Below are 25,036 nucleotides of genomic sequence, written 5' to 3' on the forward strand. Positions count from 1 at the left end.
GAATGACCTCCTGAGGGGTAAGATGGCAGCATCTTCAGTCAGATCATTGATCTAAATCTAATATAAGTTTTAGAGTCTTTTGATCGAATTTTCGGGATTAATTATGCAGCCGGAGTTTTGGCACAAGCGGTGGACGTCGAATCAGATCGGCTTTCACCTGCCGGAAGTGAATCCATATCTGCAACGTTATTGGCCGCAGCTCGGCCTGGAGGAGGGCGCGCGCGTACTGGTGCCGTTATGTGGGAAAAGCCTGGATTTGCTGTGGCTGGCCAAATGCGGTCACGAGGTGCTGGGCATCGAGTTGTCGGAAAAGGCGGTGGAGGACTTTTTCCATGAGCATCAATTTGACCCGGACGTCAGCGATCAGGGTCCTTTCACGGTCTATCGGGCGGGTTCGATCGAGGTCTGGTGCGGCGACTTTTTCGCGCTGACAGCCGGCGATGTCGCCGATTGCAGCGCGCTGTACGACCGCGCAGCGTTGATTGCCTTGCCGCCGAAGATGCGTGAGCAATACGCCGAACATCTGAAGCGGATTCTGCCGAAGGATTCGCTTGGGCTTTTGATTACCCTGGATTATGACCAGTCGCAAATGGACGGCCCGCCTTTCTCCGTGCTGGACGACGAAGTGCAGCGCTTGTTCGGGGCGACCTGGGGGCTGAAGGTTCTGGAAGACCAGGACGTGTTGAGCGAGAGCGGGAAGTTCCTGGAGGCGGGAGTGACTCGGCTTGAGGAGCGGGTGTATCGGGTTTCCAGTCATTAAGGTGTGTTGATTTGCTGGCCCCATCGTCGGAACGCGGCCCGGAGCCAGCTCACTCCCACATTGGGTCTATGTCGATCATAAAATTGTGATTTAACTCGATCACCTGTGGGAGTGAGCCTGCTCGCGATGAGGGCCGAAAGAACACCGCATCAATCAGCAAGCCAAAAAAAGGCCCGCATTCACTGCGGGCCTTTTCTATTAGTGCGGAACCTCTCAGCCCCGACGACGCAACGCGTCAATACGCTCTTCCAGCGGCGGGTGGCTCATGAACATGCGAGCGAACCCTTGTTTGATGCCACCGTTGATGCCAAAGGCATTCAGCGTATCCGGCATGTGCACCGGCAGACCCTGTTCCGCGCGAAGGCGTTGCAAGGCGCCGATCATCGCGCTGGTACCCGCCAGGCGTGCACCGGCTTCGTCGGCACGGAACTCACGTTTGCGCGAGAACCACATGACGATGGAGCTGGCCAGGATGCCCAGGACCAGTTCGGCGAAGATGGTCGCCACGTAGTAGGCGATGCCTTGGCCTTCTTCGTTCTTGAAGATCACCTTGTCGACAAAGTTGCCGATGATCCGTGCGAAGAACATCACGAAGGTGTTCACCACGCCCTGGATCAACGCCAGGGTGACCATGTCGCCGTTGGCCACGTGGCCGATTTCGTGGGCCAGGACAGCCTTCACTTCGTCCGGCGAGAAACGCTCGAGCAAACCCTGGCTGACCGCAACCAGTGCGTCGTTCTTGTTCCAGCCCGTGGCGAACGCGTTGGCCTCGTAGGCGGGGAAAATCCCGACTTCGGGCATCTTGATCCCGGCTTCGCGGGACAGTTGCTCGACGGTTTGCAGCAGCCATTGCTCGTGACGTGTGCGCGGCTGGCTGATGATTTGGGTGCTGGTGCTCATCTTCGCCATCCATTTGGAGATGAACAGCGAGAACAGGGAACCGGCGAAACCAAAGACCGCACAGAATATCAGCAGCTGATTGAGGTTGAGATCAACCCCGTTGGCCGCCATGAACCCGTTGAAGCCAAAAAGGCTCAGGGTGATGCTGGCAATCAGCACGACCGCCAGGTTAGTGGCCAAAAACAGCAGGATGCGCATCATGGTTGTAGAAATCTCCTCATGCTAAAGATGTAGCGTACTGCGGGGTATATAAGGTGCTGCACCGGGCTATTCAACCGAGTGACTATTTCAAACTGTGTCCTACGGCAACAGTCTAGCTGCTTGCAGGGCATTTCCGACGGGGATGCAGGAAGCGTTTGACAGTCAATTCGCGTCGCAGGCCCCGTCGTTGTTAGGCGCGGCCACGAAGCGGGGCATCAATCAGCGCTAAGCGCAGTGATGTCTGGCGAGGTGCAAAGATATGTTGCTGAATTAATCACCGTGCGACAGATGCACACATCGCACGGTGATTATCAGTTTACTGGCGGTAGGATTTGAGGAAGTTGCCAATGCGGCCGATGGCCATGTCCAGGTCGTCGATCCGTGGCAAGGTCACGACACGGAAGTGATCCGGCCAAGGCCAGTTGAAGGCCGTGCCTTGTACCACCAGCAGCTTCTCGGAGAGCAGCAGGTCGAGCACGAACTTCTCGTCGTTGTGGATCGGGCAGACTTTCGGGTCGATCCGCGGGAACGCATACAGCGCGCCCATCGGCTTGACGCAGCTCACGCCCGGAATATCGTTGAGCAGTTCCCAGGTGCGATTGCGTTGTTCCAGCAAGCGACCTTGCGGTAACACCAGGTCATTGATGCTCTGGTAACCGCCCAGTGCGGTCTGGATCGCGTGTTGGCTCGGCACGTTGGCACACAGGCGCATGTTGGCCAGCATGTCGATGCCTTCGATGTAGCTCTGGGCGTGGTGTTTCGGGCCGGAAATGACGATCCAGCCGGAACGGAAACCGGCGACGCGATAGGACTTGGACAGACCATTGAACGTCAGGCACAGCAAGTCTGGCGCCAGGGATGCGGTGCAGATGTGCACGGCGTCGTCGTACAGGATCTTGTCGTAGATCTCGTCGGAGAACACCACCAGATTGTGCTGGCGAGCCAGTTCCAGCATGCCCAGCAGCACTTCTTTGGAGTACACGGCGCCTGTCGGGTTGTTCGGGTTGATGATCACCAGCGCCTTGGTGTTCGGGGTGATCTTGGCCTTGATATCGGCCAGGTCCGGCCACCAGTTGGCCTGCTCGTCGCACAGATAATGCACCGGGTTGCCGCCGGACAGGCTCACCGCGGCAGTCCACAGCGGATAGTCAGGCGCAGGTACCAACACTTCGTCGCCATTGTTCAGCAATGCCTGCATCGACATCACGATCAGCTCGGAAACACCGTTGCCCAGGTAGATGTCTTCAATGCCGACGCCTTCCACCTGCTTTTGCTGGTAGTACTGCATGACGGCCTTGCGCGCACTGAACAGGCCTTTGGAGTCGCTATAGCCTTGAGCGGTCGGCAGGTTGCGGATCACGTCCTGGAGGATTTCGTCCGGCGCTTCGAAACCAAAAGGCGCCGGATTGCCGATGTTCAGCTTGAGGATGCGATGACCTTCCTCTTCCAGGCGTTTGGCGTGCTTGAGCACTGGGCCGCGAATGTCGTAGCAGACGTTGGCGAGCTTGTTCGATTTGCTGACCTGCATGGCGATGTGTTCCCGAAAATGAACGATCCAGGCGGCGTATGAGCTACCGTACTGGGAATCCTGCGTATTCACACAGGCCTGACGCCTTGAGAGGCAGCACCCATAAATCCGTTTGAATGCGCGTGGTCTGGCTGCCAGACTGGCGTTTGACGAGGCGCAATCATACGTGCCGCCCGATCCGTGGAAAAGGTACAGATCGGGCTTTTTCAGCCGCTGAGGTGTGATGATGGAAAAGTTGGAAAAAACCCTGGAAGAATGGAAGGCGATGCTCGATCCAGAGCAGTACAACGTGTGCCGCCTCAAAGGCACCGAACGACCGTTTTCCGGCAAATACAACGACACCAAAACTGACGGCGTCTACAACTGCATCTGCTGCAGCGAGCCGCTGTTCGACTCCAGGACAAAATTCGACTCCGGCTGCGGCTGGCCGAGCTTCTACGCGCCAATCGGCGACAGCGCCATGGTCGAGATCCGAGATGTCAGCCACGGCATGATCCGCACCGAAGTGGTCTGCGCCAAATGCGAGGCGCACCTGGGGCACGTGTTCCCGGATGGCCCGCCGCCGACCGGCCTGCGCTATTGCATCAACTCGGTGTGCCTGGACCTGGTGCCGCGCGAGTAAGATTACCTCGATCCTCTGTAGGAGCCGGCTTGCTGGTGATAGCGGTGAGTTTGACACACCGCGCAGCGACGATCGCCAGCAAGCCGGCTCCTACAGGTTCAGGTTGCGCGTCAGGTGACTGAATTAAATTGCACACAATTCAATTGCTCGCTATGTTTGGTGCTTGATCCTTCATTGCGAGCCCGCCCCCATGAGCGACAACCTGCTGACCATCCCGGTGACCACCATCAAGGGTGAACAAAAGACCCTGGCCGATTTCGCCGGCAAAGCCGTGTTGGTGGTCAACACCGCCAGCAAATGCGGTTTCACCCCGCAATACAAAGGTCTCGAGGAGCTGTGGCAGACCTACAAGGATCAAGGCCTGGTGGTGCTCGGCTTTCCCTGCAATCAGTTCGGCAAGCAGGAGCCGGGTAACGAAGGGGCGATTTCCGAGTTTTGCGAATTGAACTTCGGTGTCAGCTTTCCGTTGTTCAAGAAGATCGACGTCAACGGTGCCGGCGCCCATCCGCTGTTCGTGCAGTTGAAAAAACGTGCACCGGGCGTGCTGGGCTCCCAGGGCATCAAGTGGAACTTCACCAAGTTCCTGATCGGCAAGGACGGTCAGTTGGTCAAGCGCTTCGCACCGGCGACCAAGCCGCAGGACCTGAGCCGCGAGATCGAAGCCCTGCTCAAATGAACACCTTGTCAGTCGATTCCCTGAAGCTCGACAGCCAGTTGTGCTTCAAGCTGTACGCCGCTTCCCGAGCGGTGATCCGCGCCTACAAGCCGATGCTTGATCAACTTGGCCTGACCTATCCGCAATATCTGGCGATGCTGGTGCTGTGGGAATGGCAGGAGGCGGAGCCGGAGCAGCCGACGGTCAAGGCGCTGGGCGAACGCCTGGCGCTGGATTCCGGCACCCTGACGCCGTTGCTCAAGCGCCTTGAGCAGCTGCAACTGGTGCAGCGCCAGCGGTCGGCGCGGGATGAACGTGAGGTTCACCTGAGCCTTTCGCCAACCGGCAAGGCTTTGCGTGATCAGGTCGGGCCGCTCAAGGCCCGGTTGCTGTGCGACAGCGGCGTCGATCTGGATCGCCTGAGTGATCTGCGCGAGGGGCTGGACCACCTGTTGGGACAAATCAAAGCGTTGTCGTAGTCGGTATCCACAGGTCGAGCAGGGCGGCCAGCTCTTCGCGACGAAAGGGCTTGGCCAGATAGTCGCTCATGCCCGCCACACGACAGCGTTCGCGTTCCTCGGACATTGCGTTGGCGGTCAAGGCAACGATAGGCAATTGTGGCCAGCGCCCACTGCGGCGGATTTGCCGGCTGGCTTCATAGCCATCCATCACCGGCATGTTGCAGTCCATCAACACCAGATCGAATTCGCTGTGCTCAAGCTGATCCAGGGCTTCGGCACCGTGAGCGGCGACGATCACCTCGCAACCGAGTTTGCCGAGCATACCCTTGGCCACCAATTGATTGACCGGGTTGTCTTCGACCAGCAGGACACGTCCACGCCGTTGGGGGGTAAGGGCTTCGACCCGGGCGCCGTTGATCATGTTGCTTTCAGGCTGCAGCACCCGACGCAACGTCTGGTAAAGCGCATTGCGCGCCAGCGGTCGTGCCTGTTGTTGCAGAGGCGCCAGGGCGCTCGCTTCTTCGCTGGGCATGAAGCTGCCATAGGCGGTCACCAGCAGAATAGGAGCGTCGAGGGTCGGGCGCAGGCCAAACAGGCATTCGGGGCAGTCGGTGATCAACACATCCGGGTCGAGACCGATCAATGAGTCATCGATAGAGCGTTGCTGATAATCGAGGCCCCAACCAGGCAACAGGTTTTTCAACAGTTCCGCCAGGCCACTGTTGGCCGCAGTGATCGCGATGACCTTGCCCGGCAAAGGCTTCTGGGGCATGGCCCGGGTGTGGCGGGGCAGTGGCAGGTCGGCGCAGAACTGGCTGCCGAAACCGGCTTCCGAGCTGATGGTCAGGCGCCCCTGCATGGCTTCGCAGAGATTGTAGGTCAACGCCAGGCCCAACCCGGTGCCGCCAAATTGTCGGGTAATGCCGGCACCGGCCTGCGTGAAGGGCTGGAAGATTTTGACCTGGGCATCCTGGGCAATGCCGATACCGGTGTCGCAGACTTCGATTCTGACCCCATCTTCGAACGTTGAAAGACGCACGTCGACCCGACCGAAACGGGTGAACTTGAGGGCGTTGGACAACAGGTTGCTGACGATCTGCCGGACCCGGGTCGGGTCCCCCAGCACCAATGCCGGAAAGTTCGGGTCGATCAGGCAGGTCAACTCGACGCTGGGCGCGGCGTTTTGCGACAGCAGGTTGGCGGTGTCTTCGATCAGCGACCCGAGGTCGAACGGAATGTGTTCGAGTTCGAGCTGGCCGGCATCGAATTTCGACAGGTCGAGAATATCGTTGAGCAGTTCCACCAGCACTTTGCCCGAGTCATGGGCGATGGACAGCTGTTGCTGTTGTTCGGCATTGAGCGGGCCGTCGAGCGAGAGCGCGATCATGCCCAGCAGGCCGTTGAGCGGCGTGCGGATTTCATGGCTCATATTGGCGAGGAATACCGAGCGTGCTTCGGCCATATCGAGGGCGGTGCTGCGCGCGACTTCCAGTTCCTGGTTGGACTGGCTGAGCCTGGCATTGATCGCCTTGAGCTCGGCGGTGCGTGCCGAGACGATGTTTTCCAGTTGTCCGAGGTAGTCGGTCAAGCGGTTTTCGGCGTTGCGTCGCTGCTGGATTTCGGTGGCGATGTTTTCGAATTGCTGGTTGGCAACCTTGACCAGTACGCCGATTTCATCGTTTTTATGGCCACTCGGATACTCCAGCCAGGTCGGTTCCGCGCTGCGCGGATCGCGCCCGCTTAGTTCACGGATAACCCGCACCAGCGGTTTCGTCAGCATCACGTAGAACAGCGCCAACAGGATGCCGGTCAGAAGCAGGCTGCGAGCGAAGCCGTTGAGCAGCGTCACCTCGGCCCGGCGCAGGAAACGGCTGCCGAACGCGTAGGTATCGACTTCCAGTCGCAAGGTGCCGAGGGATTCGTCCGGCAGGTGGTCAAGGTAGAGGCGGTCTTCAAACTGGCGGTTGGCGCCGAACAGGAAGTCGCTGATCATCCGATAGGTGTTCTGTTGGGTCGGTCGTTTGACGCTGGCCAGCACGGTCCCGTTGTTGTCAGTCAATTGCGCACCGACGATCGCCGGCGAGCGCAACAGGCCCATGGTCAGCTCCTGGGCGAGTTCGGCGTCAATGTTGTAGGCGATGCGGGACGCGGGGTTATGGCTGATTTCCAGCAAAGACAGTATTTCGCGGTTGATGGAGGCGTCTTCGCTGGCATAATCGATGCCTATTTGCAGCAGACTGAGCAGCGTGCCCAGAATGAAACCGACCAGCACAGTCAGCCGGGCTTGTTTGTATGAAAGCCGGTGGGTGAACTTGATATCCATGGGGTGTTGAACCACTTCCGTTTCCCTTCGCTGCTCAAGCATAGTCGATCATGCATGGATACCGATGTTCTCGCGAGCCCTTGTGCAACAAGGGGTGGACCGGACACCGTAGGCTGTGTTCCGTCGCTGTAATGCCATCATCACTGTGAACGTGCCCGAGGAGAAGACGTGGATTCCCGATTGAATGCTTTTCTTGAACGCGCCGATGCCGTCCTGGCCCGTATCGAACCGCTCTTGCCCGCACCTCGGCAAGCCATCGACTGGACGCAATGCCTGGCCGCGCGCTGGCAACGCGAGGGTCGCAGCGGTTTTCTGCTGCCGCTGCAAGTCAGCCTCGACACGCGGTTGTCCGACCTGATCGGTGTTGATCGACAAGTGGAGCAACTGGGGCGCAATACCCAACAATTCCTCGACGGCATGCCCGCCAACCACGCGTTGCTCTGGGGCTCGCGCGGCACCGGCAAGTCGTCGCTGGTGCGCGCCCTGCTGGCCGAGCACGCCAAGGCCGGCCTGCGACTGATCGAGATCGAACGCGATCACCTGGCGGACCTGCCGCGCGTGGTCGAACAGATCGCCAAATTGCCCCAGCGTTTCGTGTTGTTCTGCGATGACTTGTCGTTTGAATCGGGCGAGGGCGACTATCGCGTGCTCAAGAGCGTGCTCGACGGTTCGCTGGAACAGGCGCCGGACAACGTTTTGCTCTACGCCACCTCCAACCGTCGCCATCTGGTGCCGGAGAAGGAAAGCGATAACGAAAACTGGAAAAGGGTCGATGGCGAACTGCATCCCAGCGAGGCGGTGGAAGACAAGATCGCGTTGTCGGACCGTTTCGGGTTGTGGCTGTCGTTCTATCCGTTTACTCAAGAGCACTTCCTTAATGTCGTCGAGCACTGGATCGGTCAATTGGCCGAAAAATCCGGCCTGAAGTGGCAGCGTAACGAAGAACTGGACATCCTCGCCGTGCGTTGGGCCACGGGCCGAGGCAACCGCAATGGACGTTGCGCGTATCAATTTGCCCGCTACTGGGTGGGGCTGAAGCTGTTGGAGCACAAAGCATGATCGATTTACAGAAGAGCGGCCAAGGCCTGGACGGTTACGGCATGTTATGGGCGCAGCTGGAGTCGTTACTCGCGGACGAGCGCGACTTCATCGCCAACGCCGCGCAGTTTTCGGCGTTTCTGTACAGCCAGCTCGATGACCTGAACTGGGCCGGTTTCTACCTTAATCGCAACGAAGAACTGGTGCTTGGCCCGTTCCAGGGGCAAATCGCTTGCGTGCGCATTCCGTTCGGTCGCGGCGTGTGCGGGACGGCGGCGGCAACGTTGCAGACCCAGCTGGTCGAAGACGTTCACGCGTTCCCGGGGCACATTGCTTGCGACAGCGCATCGAACAGCGAGCTGGTCGTGCCACTGGTCAAGGACGGTCGCCTGATCGGCGTACTGGACCTCGACAGCCCGAGCCTGGCGCGGTTCAGCACTGAAGATCAGGCCGGTATCGAGCAATTGGCAGCGATTTTCCTGCGGCTGACCGATTGCTGATTACGCCCTCAAGCCGGCCTTGACCCGCAGGCTTGACGGGTCGACCGCATCGATCTGTCGTGGATCGAGGAATCGGTCGGCATACTGCAAATAGATCCGGGCATCGATGAACAGGCCGAACAGCTCTGGATCGATATGGGCGTCACGGCACATGGTGGCCATGATGCCCAGCGCTTCGCTCAGGGTTTTGGCCTTCTTGTAGGGGCGATCGGCGGCGGTCAGCGCCTCGAAAATATCGGCAATTGCCATCATCCGTGCCGGCAGACTCATTTCTTCGCGCTTCAACTGTTTGGGATAACCGGTGCCGTCCATTTTCTCGTGATGGCCGCCGGCGATTTCCGCGACGTTGTTGAGGTGGCCGGGGAAGGGCAGGTGGCTGAGCATCAGGATCGTCTGCACCATGTGGTGGTTGATGATGTAACGCTCCTCGCGGGTCAGCGTGCCTCGGGCGATGCTCAGGTTGTAGAGCTCGCCCCGGTTGTACTTGTAGCGCGGCACATCGAGTTTGAACCCCCAGGGGTTGTCCTCCGGGATCAGTTCGCTTTCGGCGCGTTCGAACAGGTGCTCGGTCTTGTCCGCCAACAGCGGCTCGCTGACCGGCAAGGTCGGCGCCGGGGTTCGTGCCTGGCGGCGGTTCTCTTCCCAGGACACGCCGAGTCGATCGTCCAGGGTTCGGGTCCAGTTGCGTTGGGCGATGCTGCGCAGACGTTGCAGATCGGCCTCGGCCATGGCCTCGGCGCCCAGATTGCAGCGGGCGACGAAGGCGAAATCATCATCCAGCCCGGCCAGATTTGCATTGCGCAATTCGGCCAGGTGCTGTTCGTCACCGCCAAGGGCGATGGCCTGCCAGTAATTGATCCAGGCATCGCGCTTGAGCACCTCGAAACGGGTGCGGATTTCGTGGATGCGGTCGTTCAGGGTCTCAAGCTTGGTGGCTTTGTCGACCACGTATTCAGGCGTCGTGACCTTTCCGCAGTCGTGCAACCAGGCTGCAATGTGCAGCGCTTCCCACTCATCCTCGGTGGGCTGGTAATCGCTGAAGGCCGGGGCCTGACTGTCAGCCGCTGCCTGGGCCAGCATCAGGGTCAGCTCCGGCACTCGCTGGCAGTGACCTCCGGTGTAGGGGCTCTTGGCATCGATTGCACCGGCCAGCAGTTGAATGAAAGCGTCCAGCAGTTGTTTCTGTTTGGCTTGCAGGCGCTGGCTTTCAATGCTCACGGCGGCAGCGCCGGAAACGGCCTGGAGAAAGGCAATACGATCCGGGCGAAGTTTTTCCAGGTCGCTTTGTGTGCCGCTGTCGGCCAGTAGCAGAATCAACAGACCCACGGTTTCGTTGTGCCGATTGTGCAACCGGATGCCGATCAGGTGAACCCGCGGGCATTCCAGCGCGAGCATTACTTTCTGCAAATCCCCCGCCTGTTCGAAACCCAGGTTGGTGACGACATTGTCGGCACTCGACAACTGTTGCAGCCATTGAGGGCTCTGCGGATCCTCAAGTCCGTGTCCTTGAACACCGAACGAGGGCAATGCCTGTGTCGTGTCATTGATGACCAGGCCTTGGGGTTCCATGCGATCGCTGTCACGTTCGCGCAGGTAAATCAGGCCGGCCTGGGCTTGCCCGATCTTCACGGTTTCAAACAACACGCGCTGCAGTAAGGGCGCGAAGCGGGTTTCGGCGCTCAGGCTATCGGTGATCTGGAAAAAACTGCCCAGGGTGTCTTTCATCCGTGCCATCGACACGCTCAGTTGATCAATTTCAAGCACCGGCGAACGACGGCCGATCGGAACGTTGAAATTGAAACTGCGAACAGCATCGGCCTCCTGCACCAGGGCGCGCAGCGGCTTGACCAGGACTCTTGAGGTCAACCATCCCACCGGCAGGCACAGCAACAATGTCGCAAGGGTAATCAGCGCGCCTTGCCAACGCATGCGGTAGGCATCGGCGAGCAGTTCGTCCTCGGGCACCAGCAACGCCAGTTGCAGCCCTTGGGGGCCGCCCTCGGTCATGGTGCTGCGCGCCACGATCCATTGACGACCGGCGGCGTCCAGACGATTGCCGGCGGGAGGATGGGTGAGCAGGGCACCGAGGCCGGGGCTCAGGTCGGCAGCCTTGGTCAGGTGAGCAGTCTGATCGTCAATGATCAGTTTGCTGCTGTCGGGGTAGGCGACCGCATTGCCCTGGGCATCGAACAGCACGATTTCGGTATGGGGCGTCACCACGTGTTTGGCCAGGGTCGCCGACAGTTCCGCCAGCGTCAGGTCGGCAGCCATCACCGCGTGTTCACCGCTGCGCCGGGCCAGGGTGGTGCCGACGTTGTGGGTGGAGAAAAAAACGTAGGGTTCGGTGGTGATCTGGTCCACGTCGCCGAGTGCGCTGGAAAACCAGGCGCGGGTACGAGGATCGAAGGTTTCGTCGGGATTGTCCTGACGGTTGATGAGTGCCAGTGACTGATCAAAAAACAGGGATTGGGAGCGGATCTGATCATCGCTGTGCTCGATGCTCCAGACCTGGAACGCCGCCGTGTCCGGGGCTTTCACGGCGGTTCTCAGGGCAGCGGTGCGCAGGGGGCGAACCATGAAAAAGTCGCCGTTGCCGTAGCCCAGGTATAGCGATGCGAGGTTGGGGTTGTCCTTGAGCGATTGGCTGAAGGGTTGAAGCAGCGCCAGGCGTTGCTCCAGATCCGGTGCCCGGGTCGCCGGGTAGTCAGCCAGCAGGCTCAGCAGATGGCGAATCGGTTCGTAGGTGCCTTGCAGGTCCAGTCGGACATCCTGCTCGATACGATTGAAGAGTTTTTCACTGCTGGAAAGAATGATCTGCGTGGTTTGCCCATAGTTGAAAATGCCCAGCACCACGCCGGTCAGCAATAACAGGAAGGTGAACATCACACTGATATGGATGTGCAGGGGAAACCGGCGTTGATCCGGGCGCAGTGGGCTGGGCATTGCGGGTCTCTCCATGATGGTTAACACACTGCTCAGCGTCCAAGCATAGTTAAAGCTCCATCATTTCGCTTTTGTTGCTGTGGCCCATCTGTTGTTGCAGTGCTTGCTCCAGTTCGAGCATGGCGCGCTCCATGGCTTTGATGCGGTTGACGACTTCCTCCGGGTGCAGCAACTCATGGCAGGCAGTTTCCAGCGCCTCGCAGCTGTCGATCAACCTGCACGCCTGGACGATTCGCGCGGCGCCCTTGATTTTGTGGGCAACATCGATAAAAGCCTGCCGGTCCTCCGAGGGCGATAAGGCCAGCAACTGTTGCCGGTCCAGACGGTTGCTGTTCAACAGTTCGGACAACAAGCGCTGATTCAGCGCCGGGCTGCCACCCGTTAACAGATGCAGCCCTTCAAGGCTGAAGGCCGGGTCCCGGACCCTCGGCACAATGCCTCCAACCCATTGACTCAAGGCTGTCAGGCTGAGGGGTTTGAACAGGCAATCGTCCATTCCGGCTTGTTTGCAGCGCTGAATTTCTTCCGGCTGCGCGTTGGCGGTGAACCCCAGCAGGGTGCAAGGCCGGTACTGCGTTTGCTGTTCATGTTGGCGAATGGTGCGAGCCAGCTCGTATCCATCCATGATCGGCATGTTGCAATCGACGATCACCAGATCGAACACTCCGTCCTTCCAGGCTCTCAACCCCGCTTCGCCATCCGGTACGGCGCTGGAGTGATGTCCAAGGAAATCAAGTTGCTGGCACATCAGCAAGCGATTGGCGGGATGGTCGTCGACCACCAGGACGTTGAGCGGTGCCTCGGTCACATGGATGGACGGCTCAATGGTTTTCGTCATCCGCTCGGGTGGCAGCGTTGCAAGTTCGAGCGAGACCTGGACCTGAGTGCCGATGCCCGCCTGGCTGCTCAATTGCAGGCTGCCGCCCATCATCTCGCACAGGCTGCGGCTGATCACCAGCCCCAGCCCCGCACCGCCTCTGACGGACTGCCCGGCATTATCGGCCTGGGCGAAAGGCTCGAACAGACGCCGTTGATCCTGTTCACTGATCCCGACACCGCTGTCTTGAACCTGCAACTGCAGCAGCATCCGGTCTGGTTCGTCGGTCGCATGCAGCGCGACCAAAATCCGCACCTGACCCTGTTCGGTGAACTTGATGGCGTTGCTCACCAGGTTGGACAACACCTGCTTGAAGCGCATCGGGTCCAGCAAGACGTCAGAGGGTGGTTCGGCAGGGTTGAAATCCAGCCGCAGACGAAGATTTTTCTGGCGAGCCAGTCCATCGAAGATCCGCACCACTGATGCCACGGTTTCTCTCAGGTTGACGCGTTCCGGACTCAGGCTCAGACGCCCGGATTCAATTCGCGCGATATCAAGAATGTCCCCGATCAGCTCCAGCAGGTCTTTCGCCGACTGGTAGGCCACGTCAATGGCCAGGCGATCCGGGTGGTTGTGATCGATACGCTTGAGGGTCAGTTCGAGCATGCCGATGATTGCGTTCATCGGCGTGCGGATTTCATGACTCATGGTCGCCAGAAAAGTACTTTTGGCGCGATTGGCTTCATCCGCACGTTCTTTCGCGGCACGCAGGTCATCGAACAGTTGTCGCCGCTCACTGATGTCGATCCAGCCGCCAATGACGCCTTGTACTTCACCGCTCGAATCCCGATAGGGAAGTATCCAATGATAAATCGTCAGCGTGCGGTCACCGATATGCAATGGCCGGTCGAGAATCAACGGCACACCTTCGGCCACGACGCGTTGGTAATCCGCTTGGTATTCCTGCGCTTCAAATGCGTTGCTCATGCTGCCCTGCATGACGTTTTTACCCATCACGTCTTCGCGTCTGGCGCAGAAGGTTTCCAGGTAACTGTCGTTGCAGCTTTGCAGCAAGCCCTGGCGATCACGCACGTAGAGGGGATGAGGCGTTCCGTTGACCAGCGACCGCATGAATTCGAGTTGGTCATTCAGGGCGAGCTCTGCGGCCAGGCGCTGATTGATCTGGCGACGCATGTAGGCGTTCCAGGTGACGGAAATCAGTAGCAGCACGCCGATACCGAGAACGACCTGATAGAACACCCGATGATAATTGCGCCAGGTGCTTTGCGAGCCAGACGAATAGCCTCGCCAGCGGCTGTTGATGATGCCCAGCTCTTCCGGTGCGATGCTCAGAAGCGCCTTGTCGAGGATCGAAACCAGTTCCTTGGCATCGCGGCCGGTCGCCAGGGAAAACGCGGCTTGTCGGGTGCCGATGGTGGTGGTGATTTGCAGTGCGTGTTCGAAAATTCGCGATGAGATGAAATAGTTGGCAATCACCAATGAGCTTACCGCACCTTCGGCCTGACCCTCGGCGAGCAGTTCCACGGCACTGAACGTGTCCGGCGTTTCGATCAGATGAATTCGCGGAAACTCGCGGCGCAGGTAATCCGCCATGGGGTTGCCTTGGGCGATGGCCAGACGCTTGTCCGACAGGTGTGTCAGGTTTGACGGGCTGTCGGCCGATTTGCGAGTCAACAGAACAACGGAGTTTTCCAGATAAGGGCGGCTGAAGTTCAACATCGATTCACGTTGCGCGCTTGGCAGGAGTGCGGCGATCAGGTCGGCCTGATGACTATTGACCTGCTCGATCATCTCGTCATCGTTGCGGCTGCGCCGGATCTCGAAGCGCAAACCGGTGCGCAATCTGATCAGCTCGAGCAAGTCGGCAGAGATACCCCTAAAGTCGCCGTTGCTGTCGAAAAAAGTCAGCGGGGCCAACGCCTCGTTGACCACCACGCGCACGACTGGATGTTGCGCCAGCCAGCGTTCTTCATGGTGGGTGAGTTGCAGTTTCTGATCAGTGAGAAGAATGTCACTGCCCGCACTCCAGCGTTTGGCGATGTTTTCTCGCTCGCCGGCAGGGGTCGCTTTGAGTATGGCGTTAATGATCCCAAGCAGCTGCGGGTTGTCCTTTTGCACGGCAAAGCTGAAACCGTGGGCTTCGTGTTTACCGAAATTGGCCATGCGGATGTTGTTCAGATACCCCTTGTTGATCATGTAGTGGGTTGAAATGGTGTCGCCCAGAAAAACATCGGCCTGGTCGAAGGCAACGGCGTTGATTGCATTCTGGTACGAGGGATAGGAGGTGATGATCGCCTGTGGATACAGGGCCTTGACTTCGTCCAGCGGCAGGTAGTGATACACCATGCTCAACCGCAGCCCGGCGAGGCCATCGCCCAGGGATCTGTTTTCTCCCTCTCGTGTCACCAGGACCGGTTGATCCACGGCATAGGGGGTAGACAGTGCAATGTCGGCGTTGCGGGCTTCAAAACCATTGGCGCTACCGAGCATATCGACCTCGCCTTTTTCCAATGCCTCGATCGCGTCTCCCCGTGAAGCGTAGCGCTGAACCTGGACCGGCAAACCGGTGGCCTTGCCCAGAATGCCCGCGTAATCAGCGGTGAAACCTTCGTAGTCCTGGCCGCTGATGGTCAGGTCGAAAGGGGGATAGTCGGGAGCAGAAGTGCCTAGAATCAGCTCACGCTTATTGTTAAGCCATTGTTGTTGCGATTTATCCAGCTGGACTTCCATGTGTCCGGTCATTGAACGGCTGAGCAGGGTGTAACGCTCGCTCGCAGTCTGTGCCGCGTGCACCGAGGTACTCAGGCATAAACACGCGGTCAGCAGTATCAGATAATCCTTTATATGACTGGGCATCCTGTCTCTCACACTAACGCGTTGCGTTTTGCCATATCAATGAGTTCAACAAGTGATTTGGCCTTGAGTTTTTGCATGAGGCGTTTCTTATAAGTGCTGACAGTCTTGTTGCTCAGGAACATGCCCTTGGCAATTTCCTTGTTAGTTCGGCCTTGGGCGAAAAGTTGCAGTACCATCAACTCTCGGTCGTTGACTGACTTGAACAGTTCCAGGTCGGAATATCGCTCATCGTCGGCACGAACAGGATTCAAGGCCTGGCTGGGGAAATAGTTGTAACCTGAAAGTACGGCTTTAATTGCGCTGACCAGTTCACTAAGGTCTTCCTGCTTGCATACATACCCCGATGCACCTGATTGCATGCAGCGAATACCGAAGAGCGTCGGGCACTGAGCAGTGAGCACCAGTGTTTTCAGGGGAGTACTCATTGCGTTGAAACGGGAAAGAACTTCCAGTCCATCCAGTTTGGGGATGCTGATGTCGAGAATGACCAGATCGGGCATGCATTCACGAACCATCTGCATGGCGTCGACCCCGTTATCGGTTTCACCGACGACTTTGTAACCCTCATGTTCGAGCAACACTCGGACGGCAAGACGGATGACAGGGTGATCGTCGACAATAAAAACGGAGTTCATAATCAAATCCCATATGCGCTCAAATAAAGCGCGCACCTTAGCTCAGATAGTTGAGGTGGGCATGAACTGACAGGCCTGTAGTTGCAATATAGGAAAATTCCTACGGCGGAAGAAGAAATGGACTACGAATCAACTAGGTTTCGCATATGGATCAGTGACGGTGTTGTATGTGTGTTTGGCGGAGCGGAATGGGTGGTTTGAAATATTTCAACAGGTGCTTTTAATGTTTTTCAAGTGTGTCTTTTTGGTTTGTTTTTATAGTGTGGCCAAGGTCAATAAGTTTCTAAAGTCGGATTGTTTCAGGGGCTTTATCAAGTAACCTAATAACGGCAGACCGTGTTCACCGGCTATTCTTTCAAGACCGTCCAGTTCAATGGATGTCAGACTGCTCAGCAGTATTGCCTGCTTGATCATTCCCCGCTGGCTGGCGAATTCGATCAAATCCAGACCGGGAAGGTCAGGCAGGCATTGGTCGCACAGAAGAATGTCGAAAGGTTGCGGCGCCTTGAGCATTTGCCGCAAGGCGGCTTCGGCGCTGTCAGTGGCCGTGAGTTGAGTGAAGCCGTAACTCTCCAGCAGGTATTGAGTCGCCCTGAGCTGAAAGGGATGGTCTTCCACCAGCAAGATGCGCCAATCGTGTTTGGACATAGAATTTTTCATGCTTCATCTGTGGAGCAAAGGGAGCGTGATTATTTCGCGATCTGACCGCTCAATCGATCAGTCGGCTCTGCACAAGGTGTAGGGCGATTCTGTTGACGCTGCAATCGAAGTGAAAAATGCGCAGAAAATCGATCAGCCGTTCAGGAGGCCCGGCGCGGCTGATCGATGCATGCTCATCCGTGGCTTGAGCGCCCCGTCATTTCCAGTGCCATTTGACTGGCATAGCTGTCGGTCATGCCAGCGATAAAGTCGATCATTCTCAGGAACGAGGTGTGCAAAGGCCCGTGAGGATCGGGCGCATTGTTGCCCAGCAAGTCGAGGATGCGCCGGCTCTTGAAGGACGGTGTTCGACCGTTGTGTTGTTCCAGTGCCGCGCCGCAGAACGCGTTGAGGAGGATTTCGAGGGTGGTGTAAGCGCCGATTTCATGCAGCGTCTTGCGCTTGTCCTGGAAGATCTTTTTGCGCGCCATGTCTTTGGCATTCAACACGCAGCGCTTGGCCGGACCATGCATGTGCTCCACCAGATCGCCAGGCAGCGTACCCGCCAGTAGCGAGTCCTGTTGCTCGACGAACGCCCGGGCGGCGGCATTGGTCAGGTGCTCGATGGCCTTGCCCCGCAGGATCGCCAGTTTGCGTCGACGCGAATCCAGTGGGCCCAGTTGGCGATAGGTTTCCGGCAGATCGTCGCCCACGAGGTCGAGCAGCAAAGACTCGACTTCGGCGTACTCCAGCAATTCCATTTCCAAGCCATCTTCCAGATCGATCAGTGCGTAACAGATGTCGTCCGCAGCCTCCATCAGGTAGACCAGCGGATGGCGCGCCCAGCGTTGGTCCTCCAATTGCGGCAGACCGAGTTTGAGCGCGATCTGCTCCAGTAGCGGGAGCTCACTCTGATAGCAGCCGAACTTGTGCTTCTTGTAGCCCAATGAATCGGCGTGCTTTGCCGTCCACGGGTACTTCAGATAGGTCCCCAACGTGGCGTACGTGAGCCGGGTGCCGCCGTCGAACTGGTGGTATTCAAGCTGGGTGAGCACCCGGAAGCCTTGGGCGTTGCCTTCGAAATTCAGAAAGTCATTGCGTTCGACTTCGCTCATGGCGTCCAGCCAGCCACGGCCTGCAGCCTGCTGGAACCAGTGACGGATCGCGTCTTCGCCCGAATGTCCGAAGGGCGGATTGCCGATGTCATGGGCCAGGCAAGCCGATTGCACCACCATGCCCAGGTCGCTCGGTTCGCACCAGTCGGGCAGGGCGCTGCGAATGGTTTCACCGACGCGCATGCCCAACGAGCGACCCACGCAGCTGACTTCCAGCGAGTGCGTCAGGCGGGTGTGGATGTGGTCGTTGCTGGTGACCGGATGGACCTGAGTCTTGCGCCCGAGGCGGCGAAAGGCACCGGAGAAAATGATGCGGTCGTGGTCTTTGTGAAAAGGGCTGCGGCCGAGTTCTTCCGGGCTGTGCAGAGGCTTTCCGAGGCGTTCGCGGGTAAGCAGGGTTTGCCAATCCAAGGCTGGACTCTCCGTCAGGTGACTGAGCCTCTAGCTTCCGGGTTCGTGTCGGCGCCTGCAAGCGGAACTAGAGCCCGGCGGCGTCGATGTCGATCAGCAGCAGTCGTTCGCCGTTGTCGAAAAACTGCCCGGCGGTGAGGCAGTACAGATTGCTGGTTGCATCGCGGTAGGTGGTGGACAGTGTCAGGCGTCGCTCTTCCCAGCCCTCGGCCAGCAAGTGATAAAAGTACGGCCGCCACGACCAGTTATGGCCCAGGTAGCGATTATCGGCTTCCCAGCCGTTGTTGCGCCATTCCAGATTGGGCGTCAACTGCGTGCCGTGCCGGTCGCATTGATAGAAACGCAACAGCCAGGGAAACGCCTGCAGTTGTGGCAACGCACTCAGTGGGGCACGGGCCAGGGCCCAGGCTTGCAGGATGGTCATCAGTTCGCAGAGTTGCTGGCGCATGATCATCAGTCGACCGCGTTCGCCGAGCTTCTGCTGGACATAACGCTGGCGCAGTTGCGCGAAACGCTCGACAAAGGCGTTGGTGGCAAAGAAGTCCTCCTGCGCCCGAGCGAACAAAAATCCCTGTACGTAACGCGAACCACATTCCAGGGCGAAATTGAGTTGAGCTTCGGTTTCCACACCTTCGGCGATGATCCAGCAACCGGTTTTCTCGGCCATTTGCGCCAGTGCCTTCACCACATCGCCACTGGGACCACCCAATGCCGCGGCCTGAAACAGACGCATGTCGAGCTTGAGAATATCCGGTTGCAGGGCCAGCACCCGATCAAGTTGCGAGTATCCGGCGCCGAAATCATCGATGGCGATCCGTGCCCCGGCCTGTCGGTAACGTGCCACGACCTCGGCCAGGCGCTGGATGTTGCCGCCCAGTTCGGTGATCTCGAAAACGATGCGTTGCGGGTCGACGTTGTGCCGGCTCAATTGCTTGAGGCTCGGCAGTGCCTGGTCCTGCCGCAGGCGGCTGATCCAGCGCGGTGAAATGTTCAGGCTCAGAAACCAGTCCGAAGGCGCTTCATGCAGGCGGCTCAGGGCATTGTCGCGAATCTGCCGATCAAGACGACGAAGGGCGATGGCAGGGGTTCGCGGGTCGGCGAACAGCGGTCCTACCGAAGCCAGTTGACCGTCGGCCTGGCGCAGTCGACCCAGCGCTTCCACCCCCGCGATACGACCCGTGGCGGTATCGATAAACGGCTGAAAGCAGGCGAGCGGTTGCCCGTCTATCACAAGGCCTCCTTAGTAAGGTGTTGTTATTGGATTAGCCCGTTCGCCGGGTAGGCACACAGGATTGAACCTCTCGATAAAGAAGTTAATCCTGGTGGTATTGCAAGAATGCAGCCAGATAGTGGCTATTCAGTCTTTACGCGAAGAGCCCTGCATGACCAGCTTGATCAGTGGCCCGAGGGTCGTGCTCAGGCGAACCAGCCGAGTCAGGCTGCTGGTCCCACCGCTTTTGGCGCCTTTACCGGTCAGAAAACCGAGCAGTGTCACGGCCGCCATGCCCCAGAGCGGGGCGTGCTTGATGCCGAAGCCGTCATGCAGGTTTTGCGTCATCCCGCGAACCCGCTGCAAGGGTTGCAGCAGCTGCGCGGATTCGTGACGAATTTCCTGGCGATGCATTTCCATGCGTAGGCGTATCAACGCCTTGCGCATTTCAGTGCGCGAGCTGTTATGGGGCAGTTCAGGCAGGTTCATGGCAGTAGACGCTCCCTATCGTTGGCCAATTCTTCCAGGGTGCCGTGGAAGGGTGAGGACTCGTCGAATACCGCCGCTTTCAGGCGCATGCCACAGAATATTGCGGCCAGGGTGTAGAACACGCAGAGCCCGATGATCGCTGGCAGACGGTAGGTGTCCCAAAACAGGATCAGCACCAGCGTCGACAATCCCACCAGCAACAGCAAGGCAAAAACCAGCGCCAGGCCTGCAAACAGCAACAGGCTTACGGTGCGCGCTTTTTGTTCCTGCAACTCGATGCCGAACAGTTCGACATGACTGTGCAACAGTCCAAGAAAAGCGGCACCCAGGCGCCGCGATGAGGAGCTTGTGCCCGTCGCGGACGAGCTGGATTCACCGATAGACATATCAGCGCCGAGTGGCCAGCAGGCCAATCAGGAAACCGACGCCGGCTGCGATCCCTACCGATTGCCATGGATTGGTCTGGACATAATCTTCGGCAGCGGTCACGGCGGCCTGGCCGCGTTCGCGCAGGGAATCTTCGGTCAGCTTCAGGGTTTCGCGGGCTCGCAGAAGACTGTCGTGGATCTGGCTGCGCAGTTCATCGGCCTGATCGCCGGCCAGGGTTGCGGTGTGTTCCAGCAACCGTTCGGTGTCGCTGACCAATGTCTGAAAATCGTTCATCAGGATTTCTTGAGCAGTCTTTGCTTTGATGCTGGCCATTGGTGATCTCCGTAAGTGGCTTCTGAAGCGTTCGAGTATGAGCCCTGTGTGAAGGTTCAGTACAAATGACTGGTACAACTTTTGCTATGTCGTGGTGCATCAGCCCGCGTCGTTGCGCTGTTGCCGGGCATGATTTCAGGAAAACCCTGATTCAAACAATCATAACTCGCGTGAAGGTTCCGGCCTTGTGCGCCAAAGCGGTTCATTGGAATCAACGCCTTGATCCCGGCGGGCCGCAACTTGGTGCATGGACGGCCTGCGCGAACCGCTTTGGTGCTTTTTCAGCCTTCAGGTCTGCCAACTCCATGGAAAATCTGCAAAGCGCTGTGGACAGTCTGGTCCACAGCTCCAATACATTGTTCATTCTGATCGGTGCAGTCATGGTTCTGGCCATGCACGCCGGTTTCGCCTTTCTTGAAGTCGGCACGGTTCGGCAAAAGAACCAGGTCAACGCCCTGTCGAAGATCCTCAGCGACTTCGCCATTTCGACCTTGGCCTACTTCTTTATAGGCTATTGGATTTCCTACGGGGTCACCTTCATGAAACCTGCGGCGGTGATCAATGCCGATCACGGTTACGGGCTGGTGAAGTTTTTCTTTCTGCTGACCTTTGCTGCGGCAATTCCCGCGATCATTTCCGGAGGCATTGCCGAGCGCGCCAGATTCGTGCCGCAGTTGTGTGCGACGGCGCTGATCGTGGCGTTCATCTATCCGTTCTTTGAAGGCATGATCTGGAACGGCAATTTCGGGCTGCAAGCCTGGTTGCTGGGGCGTTTTGGCGCCAGCTTCCATGACTTCGCAGGTTCCGTCGTGGTGCACGCCATGGGCGGGTGGCTGGCGCTTGCGGCGGTGTTGTTGCTCGGGCCAAGGCAAGGGCGTTATCGGGAAGGTCGACTGGTGGCTTTTGCACCGTCGAGCATTCCCTTCCTCGCATTGGGTTCGTGGATCCTGATCGTCGGCTGGTTCGGCTTCAACGTCATGAGCGCACAAACGCTGCAAGGTGTCAGCGGACTGGTGGCGGTGAACTCGCTGATGGTCATGGTCGGCGGCACCGTGGCGGCGTTGATCGTCGGACGCAATGACCCGGGTTTTTTGCATAACGGCCCACTGGCCGGGTTGGTGGCGATCTGCGCCGGGTCCGACCTGATGCATCCGGTGGGCGCACTGATCACGGGTGTGATCGCCGGGACATTGTTTGTCTGGTGCTTCACCGCGGCTCAGGTCAAATGGCGCATCGACGATGTGCTGGGTGTCTGGCCATTGCATGGTTTGTGCGGTGTGTGGGGTGGAATCGCCTGCGGCATCTTCGGCCAGAGCGCGTTGGGTGGTTTGGGCGGGGTGAGCCTGATCAGCCAGGTGATCGGCACTTCGTTGGGGGTGATCGTCGCGTTGCTCGGCGGTTTTGTGGTGTATGGCGTGATCAAGGCGTTGCATGGTCTGCGTTTGAGCCAGGAGGAGGAGTATTACGGCGCGGACTTGTCGGTGCACAAGATCGGCGCCGTAAGTCAGGACTGACTCACTTTTCTTCATCGTCGCTCCCGGGATAAAAACCGTGCAGCAGACGATAGCGGTCATGCCGTATCTGGTCGGCCCGCTCCTGTACCTGATGCGCGGGTAAACCGAGCATGATCAGGGCGTGGGAGGCGAGCATCAGGCTCGACTCCAGCAGTTCGGGCACGACTTCGCTGGCGCCGGCCGCTTTCAACTCGGCCAGTTGACTGTCGTCCCGAGTGCGTACCAGGACCGGAATCGTTGAGTTCAACCGGCGCGCCTCCTGGAGAATCAGGAGCGCGATGTCGGTCTGGTCCACGGCAATCACCAGCAGCCTGGCGCGCGCCAGGCCTACCGCGATCAGCAGTTCACCACGCCGCGAATCGCCGTAATGCACGCAGGTTTCACCGACGGCGGCTTCCTGGACACGCACCGGGTCGGTGTCCAGTGCCAGGTAAGGTTGCAACGCATTGCGTAGCGCGCGGCCGATGGACTGACCCACCCGACCATAACCACAGATCACAACGTGGTTGTGCAAATCGGCGTTGAGCGCACTGATTTCCGCCAGTTTGACTTCTTCGTTGGGGTTGCGATGCAGGCGTGTCGCAAGGTGGGGAGCGGCGCGCAGCAGCAACGGAGTGACCAGCATCGAGCAGAATGTCGCGGCGAGTAGAAGGCCGCCGAAGTCAGCGGGCATCAGTTTGTTTTGCTGCATCAATGCCATCAACGCAAAGCAGAATTCGCCCCCCTGAGCCAGTGCCAGGCCGCTGCGCCACGCAGTTTCGCCGTCGCTGCCGCGCCATTTGACCAGCAGCGCGACCACGGTGCCCTTGATCATTAGCAACCCAAGTGTCAGTCCGAGGATCAACAGGCCGTGGCTGGCAAACAGCTGCAAGTCGATCAGCATGCCGATACTGACGAAAAACAACCCGAGCAAGATGTCGCGGAATGGGCGGATGTCCGCCTCGATCTGATGCCGATAGTGGCTTTCTCCCAGTAGCATGCCGGCGAGAAATGCGCCGAGGGCAGGGGAGAGGCCGAGCAGGTGAGTCAGCCACGCTGTCAGCAAAACGATGACCAGTGCCAGCAGCACGAACAGCTCCGGTGAACGGGCGGCGGCGACTTCATGGAACAGGCGGGGCAGCAACCAGCGACTGGCCAGCAGCAGACCGCCGAACAGCACCAGGGTCTTGCCCAGTGTCAGCGGCAATGCCCAATACCAGGCTTGATCGCTATTACCGGCGAACACCGGCACCAGGGTCAGCAACAACACCGCCACGACGTCCTGGAACAGCAGCACGGCGATGGCGTTCTGGCCGTGGCTGCTGAAAATTTCGCCGAGGCTGCCGAGCTCCTTGCTGACAATGGCGGTGGAGGACAGCGACAGGCCGGCACCGAGTAACAGCGCAGGCGTTGTCGACATGCCGAGCAACATCAACAAGCCCCCCAGCACTATCCCCGTCCCCAGCACTTGCAGGCTGCCAAGGCCGAATACCACGCGTCGCAACGCAATCATTTTCGACAGGGAAAATTCCAGCCCGAGGGAGAACAGCAGGAACACAACGACCAGCTCCGCAAGGTCCGGCAGTTCTTCGCTTTCATTCACCCAGTCAAGCGCAGTCGGCCCGATCATCAGCCCCACGCACAGATAGCCCAGCACCGGTGGCAAACGCAGGCGCTGGAACAGTGCAATCACCACCAGGGAGGAGGCGAGGATGATCAAGAGGTTGGCGAACACGAAAAACTCCGGTGATGGGGCTGGCTATTCAAGCGTAGAAGTAAAAAAAACCTGAGCATCGCGTAAATGTCTTCTGAAGCGTCTGATATGCATCAGGGTTTTGCCGCCGCCATCGCCGTTCGTGTTCCAAGGGTAGACGCTCCAACGGCTCGACGGCTTTTCGAGGCAGGCCTAGAATGATTACTTAATTTCTTAGGTTGAGCACTCATGCTTCCTGAATGTCAGCTGTTCGGTACCTCAGGGTGCCATCTCTGCGAAGTGGCCGAAGCCATGCTGATGGAATTTGTCGAACGTGGCCTGCTGGTTGAACTGGTAGATATCGCTGAGGATGAAACGTGGTTTGAAGCTTACAGTTTGCGTATTCCGGTGCTACGGCGGCGTGATACCGGCGCTGAGCTGGGCTGGCCATTCAGTGCCGACCAGGTTGTAGCGTTCCTGCGTTAATCAGTTTTCCGGTAGCGATATCCCGTTTGTCGAACTTTGCGATCGATCCCCTTGGCTTAATCGATGCTCTTCGGATACTGTATGCGCATACAGTTATTCGTAATGCTGCCGCGCACTTCTGGTTTTCAGGGTTGAGCAGGCAGTTCAGGGCGTAAGAGGGATACATCGTGGTCAATGTCGAACAATTGAAAAACAGCGTGAACCGGATGGCGGTCGATGTTGTGCGCGAGGCTGTCCTCGAATTGCGTCTGGATGGTCTGGTCCTGGAAGGAAAAACCCCTTTCAATAAACTGCACTTCAATACCTGTTTTGCCGAAATCGAAGCGTTGTTCCAGCGTGCGGGTTATCACCGGCAGCTGGATGTCGTGGGTTATCAGGGGTTGTTGTATGCGCTTTATGATCCAGGTCGCTGGGAGGCGGTTGATGTGTTGCGCTGGCTGAAGGAGTTCACCGAGGCCGCGGCGCGCACGCAGATACCGGCGGCTTGAGGATTCTTTTCTAGGTCCGTTCCGGCCACTGTTGGATAATGCTGCCCTGT

The 25,036-nt window shown here is 58.4% G+C and carries 22 protein-coding genes; 9 read left to right on the top strand and 13 right to left on the bottom strand.

Annotated elements, in window-relative coordinates; genetic code table 11:
* Positions 1-103: 103 nt before the first annotated feature.
* Positions 104-760, top strand: coding sequence for a thiopurine S-methyltransferase (locus tag ACRC4F_RS10760; protein ID WP_438659296.1), 657 nt, complete (start codon positions 104-106; stop codon positions 758-760).
* A gap of 213 nt (positions 761-973) precedes the next feature.
* Here ACRC4F_RS10760 and htpX read toward each other — a convergent pair whose 3' ends face one another.
* Both htpX and ACRC4F_RS10770 read right to left on the bottom strand, forming a co-directional pair.
* The gene (gene htpX, locus ACRC4F_RS10765) at positions 974-1,861 is read right to left on the bottom strand and encodes a protease HtpX (RefSeq protein WP_059403635.1); all 888 of its coding nucleotides are present in this window, start codon (positions 1,859-1,861) and stop codon (positions 974-976) included.
* 316 nt (positions 1,862-2,177) lie between these two features.
* Positions 2,178-3,389 carry a pyridoxal phosphate-dependent aminotransferase gene (locus ACRC4F_RS10770; protein WP_438659297.1) on the bottom strand — a complete coding sequence of 404 codons (1,212 nt, stop codon included), beginning with the start codon at positions 3,387-3,389 and terminating at the stop codon, positions 2,178-2,180.
* 226 nt (positions 3,390-3,615) lie between these two features.
* On the opposite strand from ACRC4F_RS10770, the gene msrB reads away from it, so the two are divergent.
* The 3 genes from msrB to ACRC4F_RS10785 all read left to right on the top strand — a co-directional run bounded on the left by msrB (position 3,616) and on the right by ACRC4F_RS10785 (position 5,145).
* Positions 3,616-4,011: a peptide-methionine (R)-S-oxide reductase MsrB gene (gene msrB / locus ACRC4F_RS10775; protein WP_438659298.1), complete on the top strand. Its 396-nt coding sequence runs from the start codon at positions 3,616-3,618 to the stop codon at positions 4,009-4,011.
* Positions 4,012-4,201: 190 nt separating this feature from the next.
* Positions 4,202-4,687 (top strand): glutathione peroxidase, encoded by a 486-nt coding sequence (locus tag ACRC4F_RS10780; protein ID WP_438659299.1) that lies wholly within the window; start codon positions 4,202-4,204, stop codon positions 4,685-4,687.
* The gene (locus ACRC4F_RS10785; RefSeq protein WP_438659300.1) at positions 4,684-5,145 is read left to right on the top strand and encodes a MarR family winged helix-turn-helix transcriptional regulator; all 462 of its coding nucleotides are present in this window, start codon (positions 4,684-4,686) and stop codon (positions 5,143-5,145) included. The genes ACRC4F_RS10780 and ACRC4F_RS10785 overlap by 4 nt, the downstream gene beginning before the upstream one ends.
* Here the strand turns inward: ACRC4F_RS10785 and ACRC4F_RS10790 are convergent.
* Positions 5,129-7,450 (bottom strand): response regulator, encoded by a 2,322-nt coding sequence (locus ACRC4F_RS10790; protein WP_438659301.1) that lies wholly within the window; start codon positions 7,448-7,450, stop codon positions 5,129-5,131. The genes ACRC4F_RS10785 and ACRC4F_RS10790 overlap by 17 nt on opposite strands.
* 168 nt (positions 7,451-7,618) lie before the next feature.
* Between ACRC4F_RS10790 and ACRC4F_RS10795 the strand changes: the two genes are divergently transcribed.
* Positions 7,619-8,509 carry an ATP-binding protein gene (locus ACRC4F_RS10795; protein WP_438659302.1) on the top strand — a complete coding sequence of 297 codons (891 nt, stop codon included), beginning with the start codon at positions 7,619-7,621 and terminating at the stop codon, positions 8,507-8,509.
* Positions 8,506-8,988 carry a GAF domain-containing protein gene (locus ACRC4F_RS10800; RefSeq protein WP_438659303.1) on the top strand — a complete coding sequence of 161 codons (483 nt, stop codon included), beginning with the start codon at positions 8,506-8,508 and terminating at the stop codon, positions 8,986-8,988. Before ACRC4F_RS10795 ends, ACRC4F_RS10800 begins: the two co-directional genes overlap by 4 nt.
* Here ACRC4F_RS10800 and ACRC4F_RS10805 read toward each other — a convergent pair whose 3' ends face one another.
* From ACRC4F_RS10805 to ACRC4F_RS10845, 9 genes are all read right to left on the bottom strand, one after another.
* A complete protein-coding gene (locus ACRC4F_RS10805; protein ID WP_438659304.1) occupies positions 8,989-11,931 on the bottom strand; it encodes an HD domain-containing phosphohydrolase in 2,943 nt (980 codons plus the stop codon). It lies immediately after the preceding gene.
* 49 nt (positions 11,932-11,980) lie between these two features.
* A complete protein-coding gene (locus ACRC4F_RS10810) occupies positions 11,981-15,625 on the bottom strand; it encodes a transporter substrate-binding domain-containing protein (protein ID WP_438659305.1) in 3,645 nt (1,214 codons plus the stop codon).
* Positions 15,626-15,633: 8 nt separating this feature from the next.
* Positions 15,634-16,260, bottom strand: a complete 627-nt coding sequence (locus ACRC4F_RS10815; RefSeq protein ID WP_438659306.1) for a response regulator — start codon at positions 16,258-16,260, stop codon at positions 15,634-15,636.
* A 255-nt stretch (positions 16,261-16,515) separates the two neighbouring features.
* Entirely contained in the window at positions 16,516-16,920 is a 405-nt protein-coding gene (locus ACRC4F_RS10820; RefSeq protein ID WP_438659307.1) for a response regulator, read from the bottom strand.
* A gap of 173 nt (positions 16,921-17,093) precedes the next feature.
* Positions 17,094-18,425 carry a deoxyguanosinetriphosphate triphosphohydrolase gene (locus ACRC4F_RS10825; protein WP_438659308.1) on the bottom strand — a complete coding sequence of 444 codons (1,332 nt, stop codon included), beginning with the start codon at positions 18,423-18,425 and terminating at the stop codon, positions 17,094-17,096.
* A gap of 67 nt (positions 18,426-18,492) precedes the next feature.
* Positions 18,493-19,656 (bottom strand): EAL domain-containing protein, encoded by a 1,164-nt coding sequence (locus tag ACRC4F_RS10830; protein WP_438659309.1) that lies wholly within the window; start codon positions 19,654-19,656, stop codon positions 18,493-18,495.
* 126 nt (positions 19,657-19,782) lie between these two features.
* The gene (locus tag ACRC4F_RS10835) at positions 19,783-20,124 is read right to left on the bottom strand and encodes a hypothetical protein (protein WP_438659310.1); all 342 of its coding nucleotides are present in this window, start codon (positions 20,122-20,124) and stop codon (positions 19,783-19,785) included.
* On the bottom strand, positions 20,121-20,510 hold the full coding sequence (locus ACRC4F_RS10840; RefSeq protein ID WP_438659311.1) for a phage holin family protein: 390 nt from the start codon (positions 20,508-20,510) through the stop codon (positions 20,121-20,123). The genes ACRC4F_RS10835 and ACRC4F_RS10840 overlap by 4 nt, the downstream gene beginning before the upstream one ends.
* Before the next feature lies 1 nt (position 20,511).
* Positions 20,512-20,826 (bottom strand): DUF883 family protein, encoded by a 315-nt coding sequence (locus tag ACRC4F_RS10845; protein ID WP_109633587.1) that lies wholly within the window; start codon positions 20,824-20,826, stop codon positions 20,512-20,514.
* A gap of 305 nt (positions 20,827-21,131) precedes the next feature.
* Between ACRC4F_RS10845 and ACRC4F_RS10850 the strand changes: the two genes are divergently transcribed.
* Positions 21,132-22,340: an ammonium transporter gene (locus ACRC4F_RS10850; protein ID WP_438659312.1), complete on the top strand. Its 1,209-nt coding sequence runs from the start codon at positions 21,132-21,134 to the stop codon at positions 22,338-22,340.
* Position 22,341: 1 nt separating this feature from the next.
* Here ACRC4F_RS10850 and ACRC4F_RS10855 read toward each other — a convergent pair whose 3' ends face one another.
* Positions 22,342-24,054: a cation:proton antiporter gene (locus ACRC4F_RS10855; RefSeq protein WP_438659313.1), complete on the bottom strand. Its 1,713-nt coding sequence runs from the start codon at positions 24,052-24,054 to the stop codon at positions 22,342-22,344.
* A gap of 207 nt (positions 24,055-24,261) precedes the next feature.
* Here ACRC4F_RS10855 and ACRC4F_RS10860 point away from each other — a divergent pair, with 207 nt between their 5' ends.
* Positions 24,262-24,498, top strand: coding sequence for a glutaredoxin family protein (locus ACRC4F_RS10860; RefSeq protein ID WP_438659314.1), 237 nt, complete (start codon positions 24,262-24,264; stop codon positions 24,496-24,498).
* Between the two features lie 167 nt (positions 24,499-24,665).
* Positions 24,666-24,986 (top strand): transcriptional regulator, encoded by a 321-nt coding sequence (locus ACRC4F_RS10865; protein ID WP_438659315.1) that lies wholly within the window; start codon positions 24,666-24,668, stop codon positions 24,984-24,986.
* Positions 24,987-25,036 lie beyond the last annotated feature (50 nt).

It is taken from the genome of Pseudomonas sp. (assembly GCF_051660785.1).
Lineage (GTDB): Bacteria > Pseudomonadota > Gammaproteobacteria > Pseudomonadales > Pseudomonadaceae > Aquipseudomonas.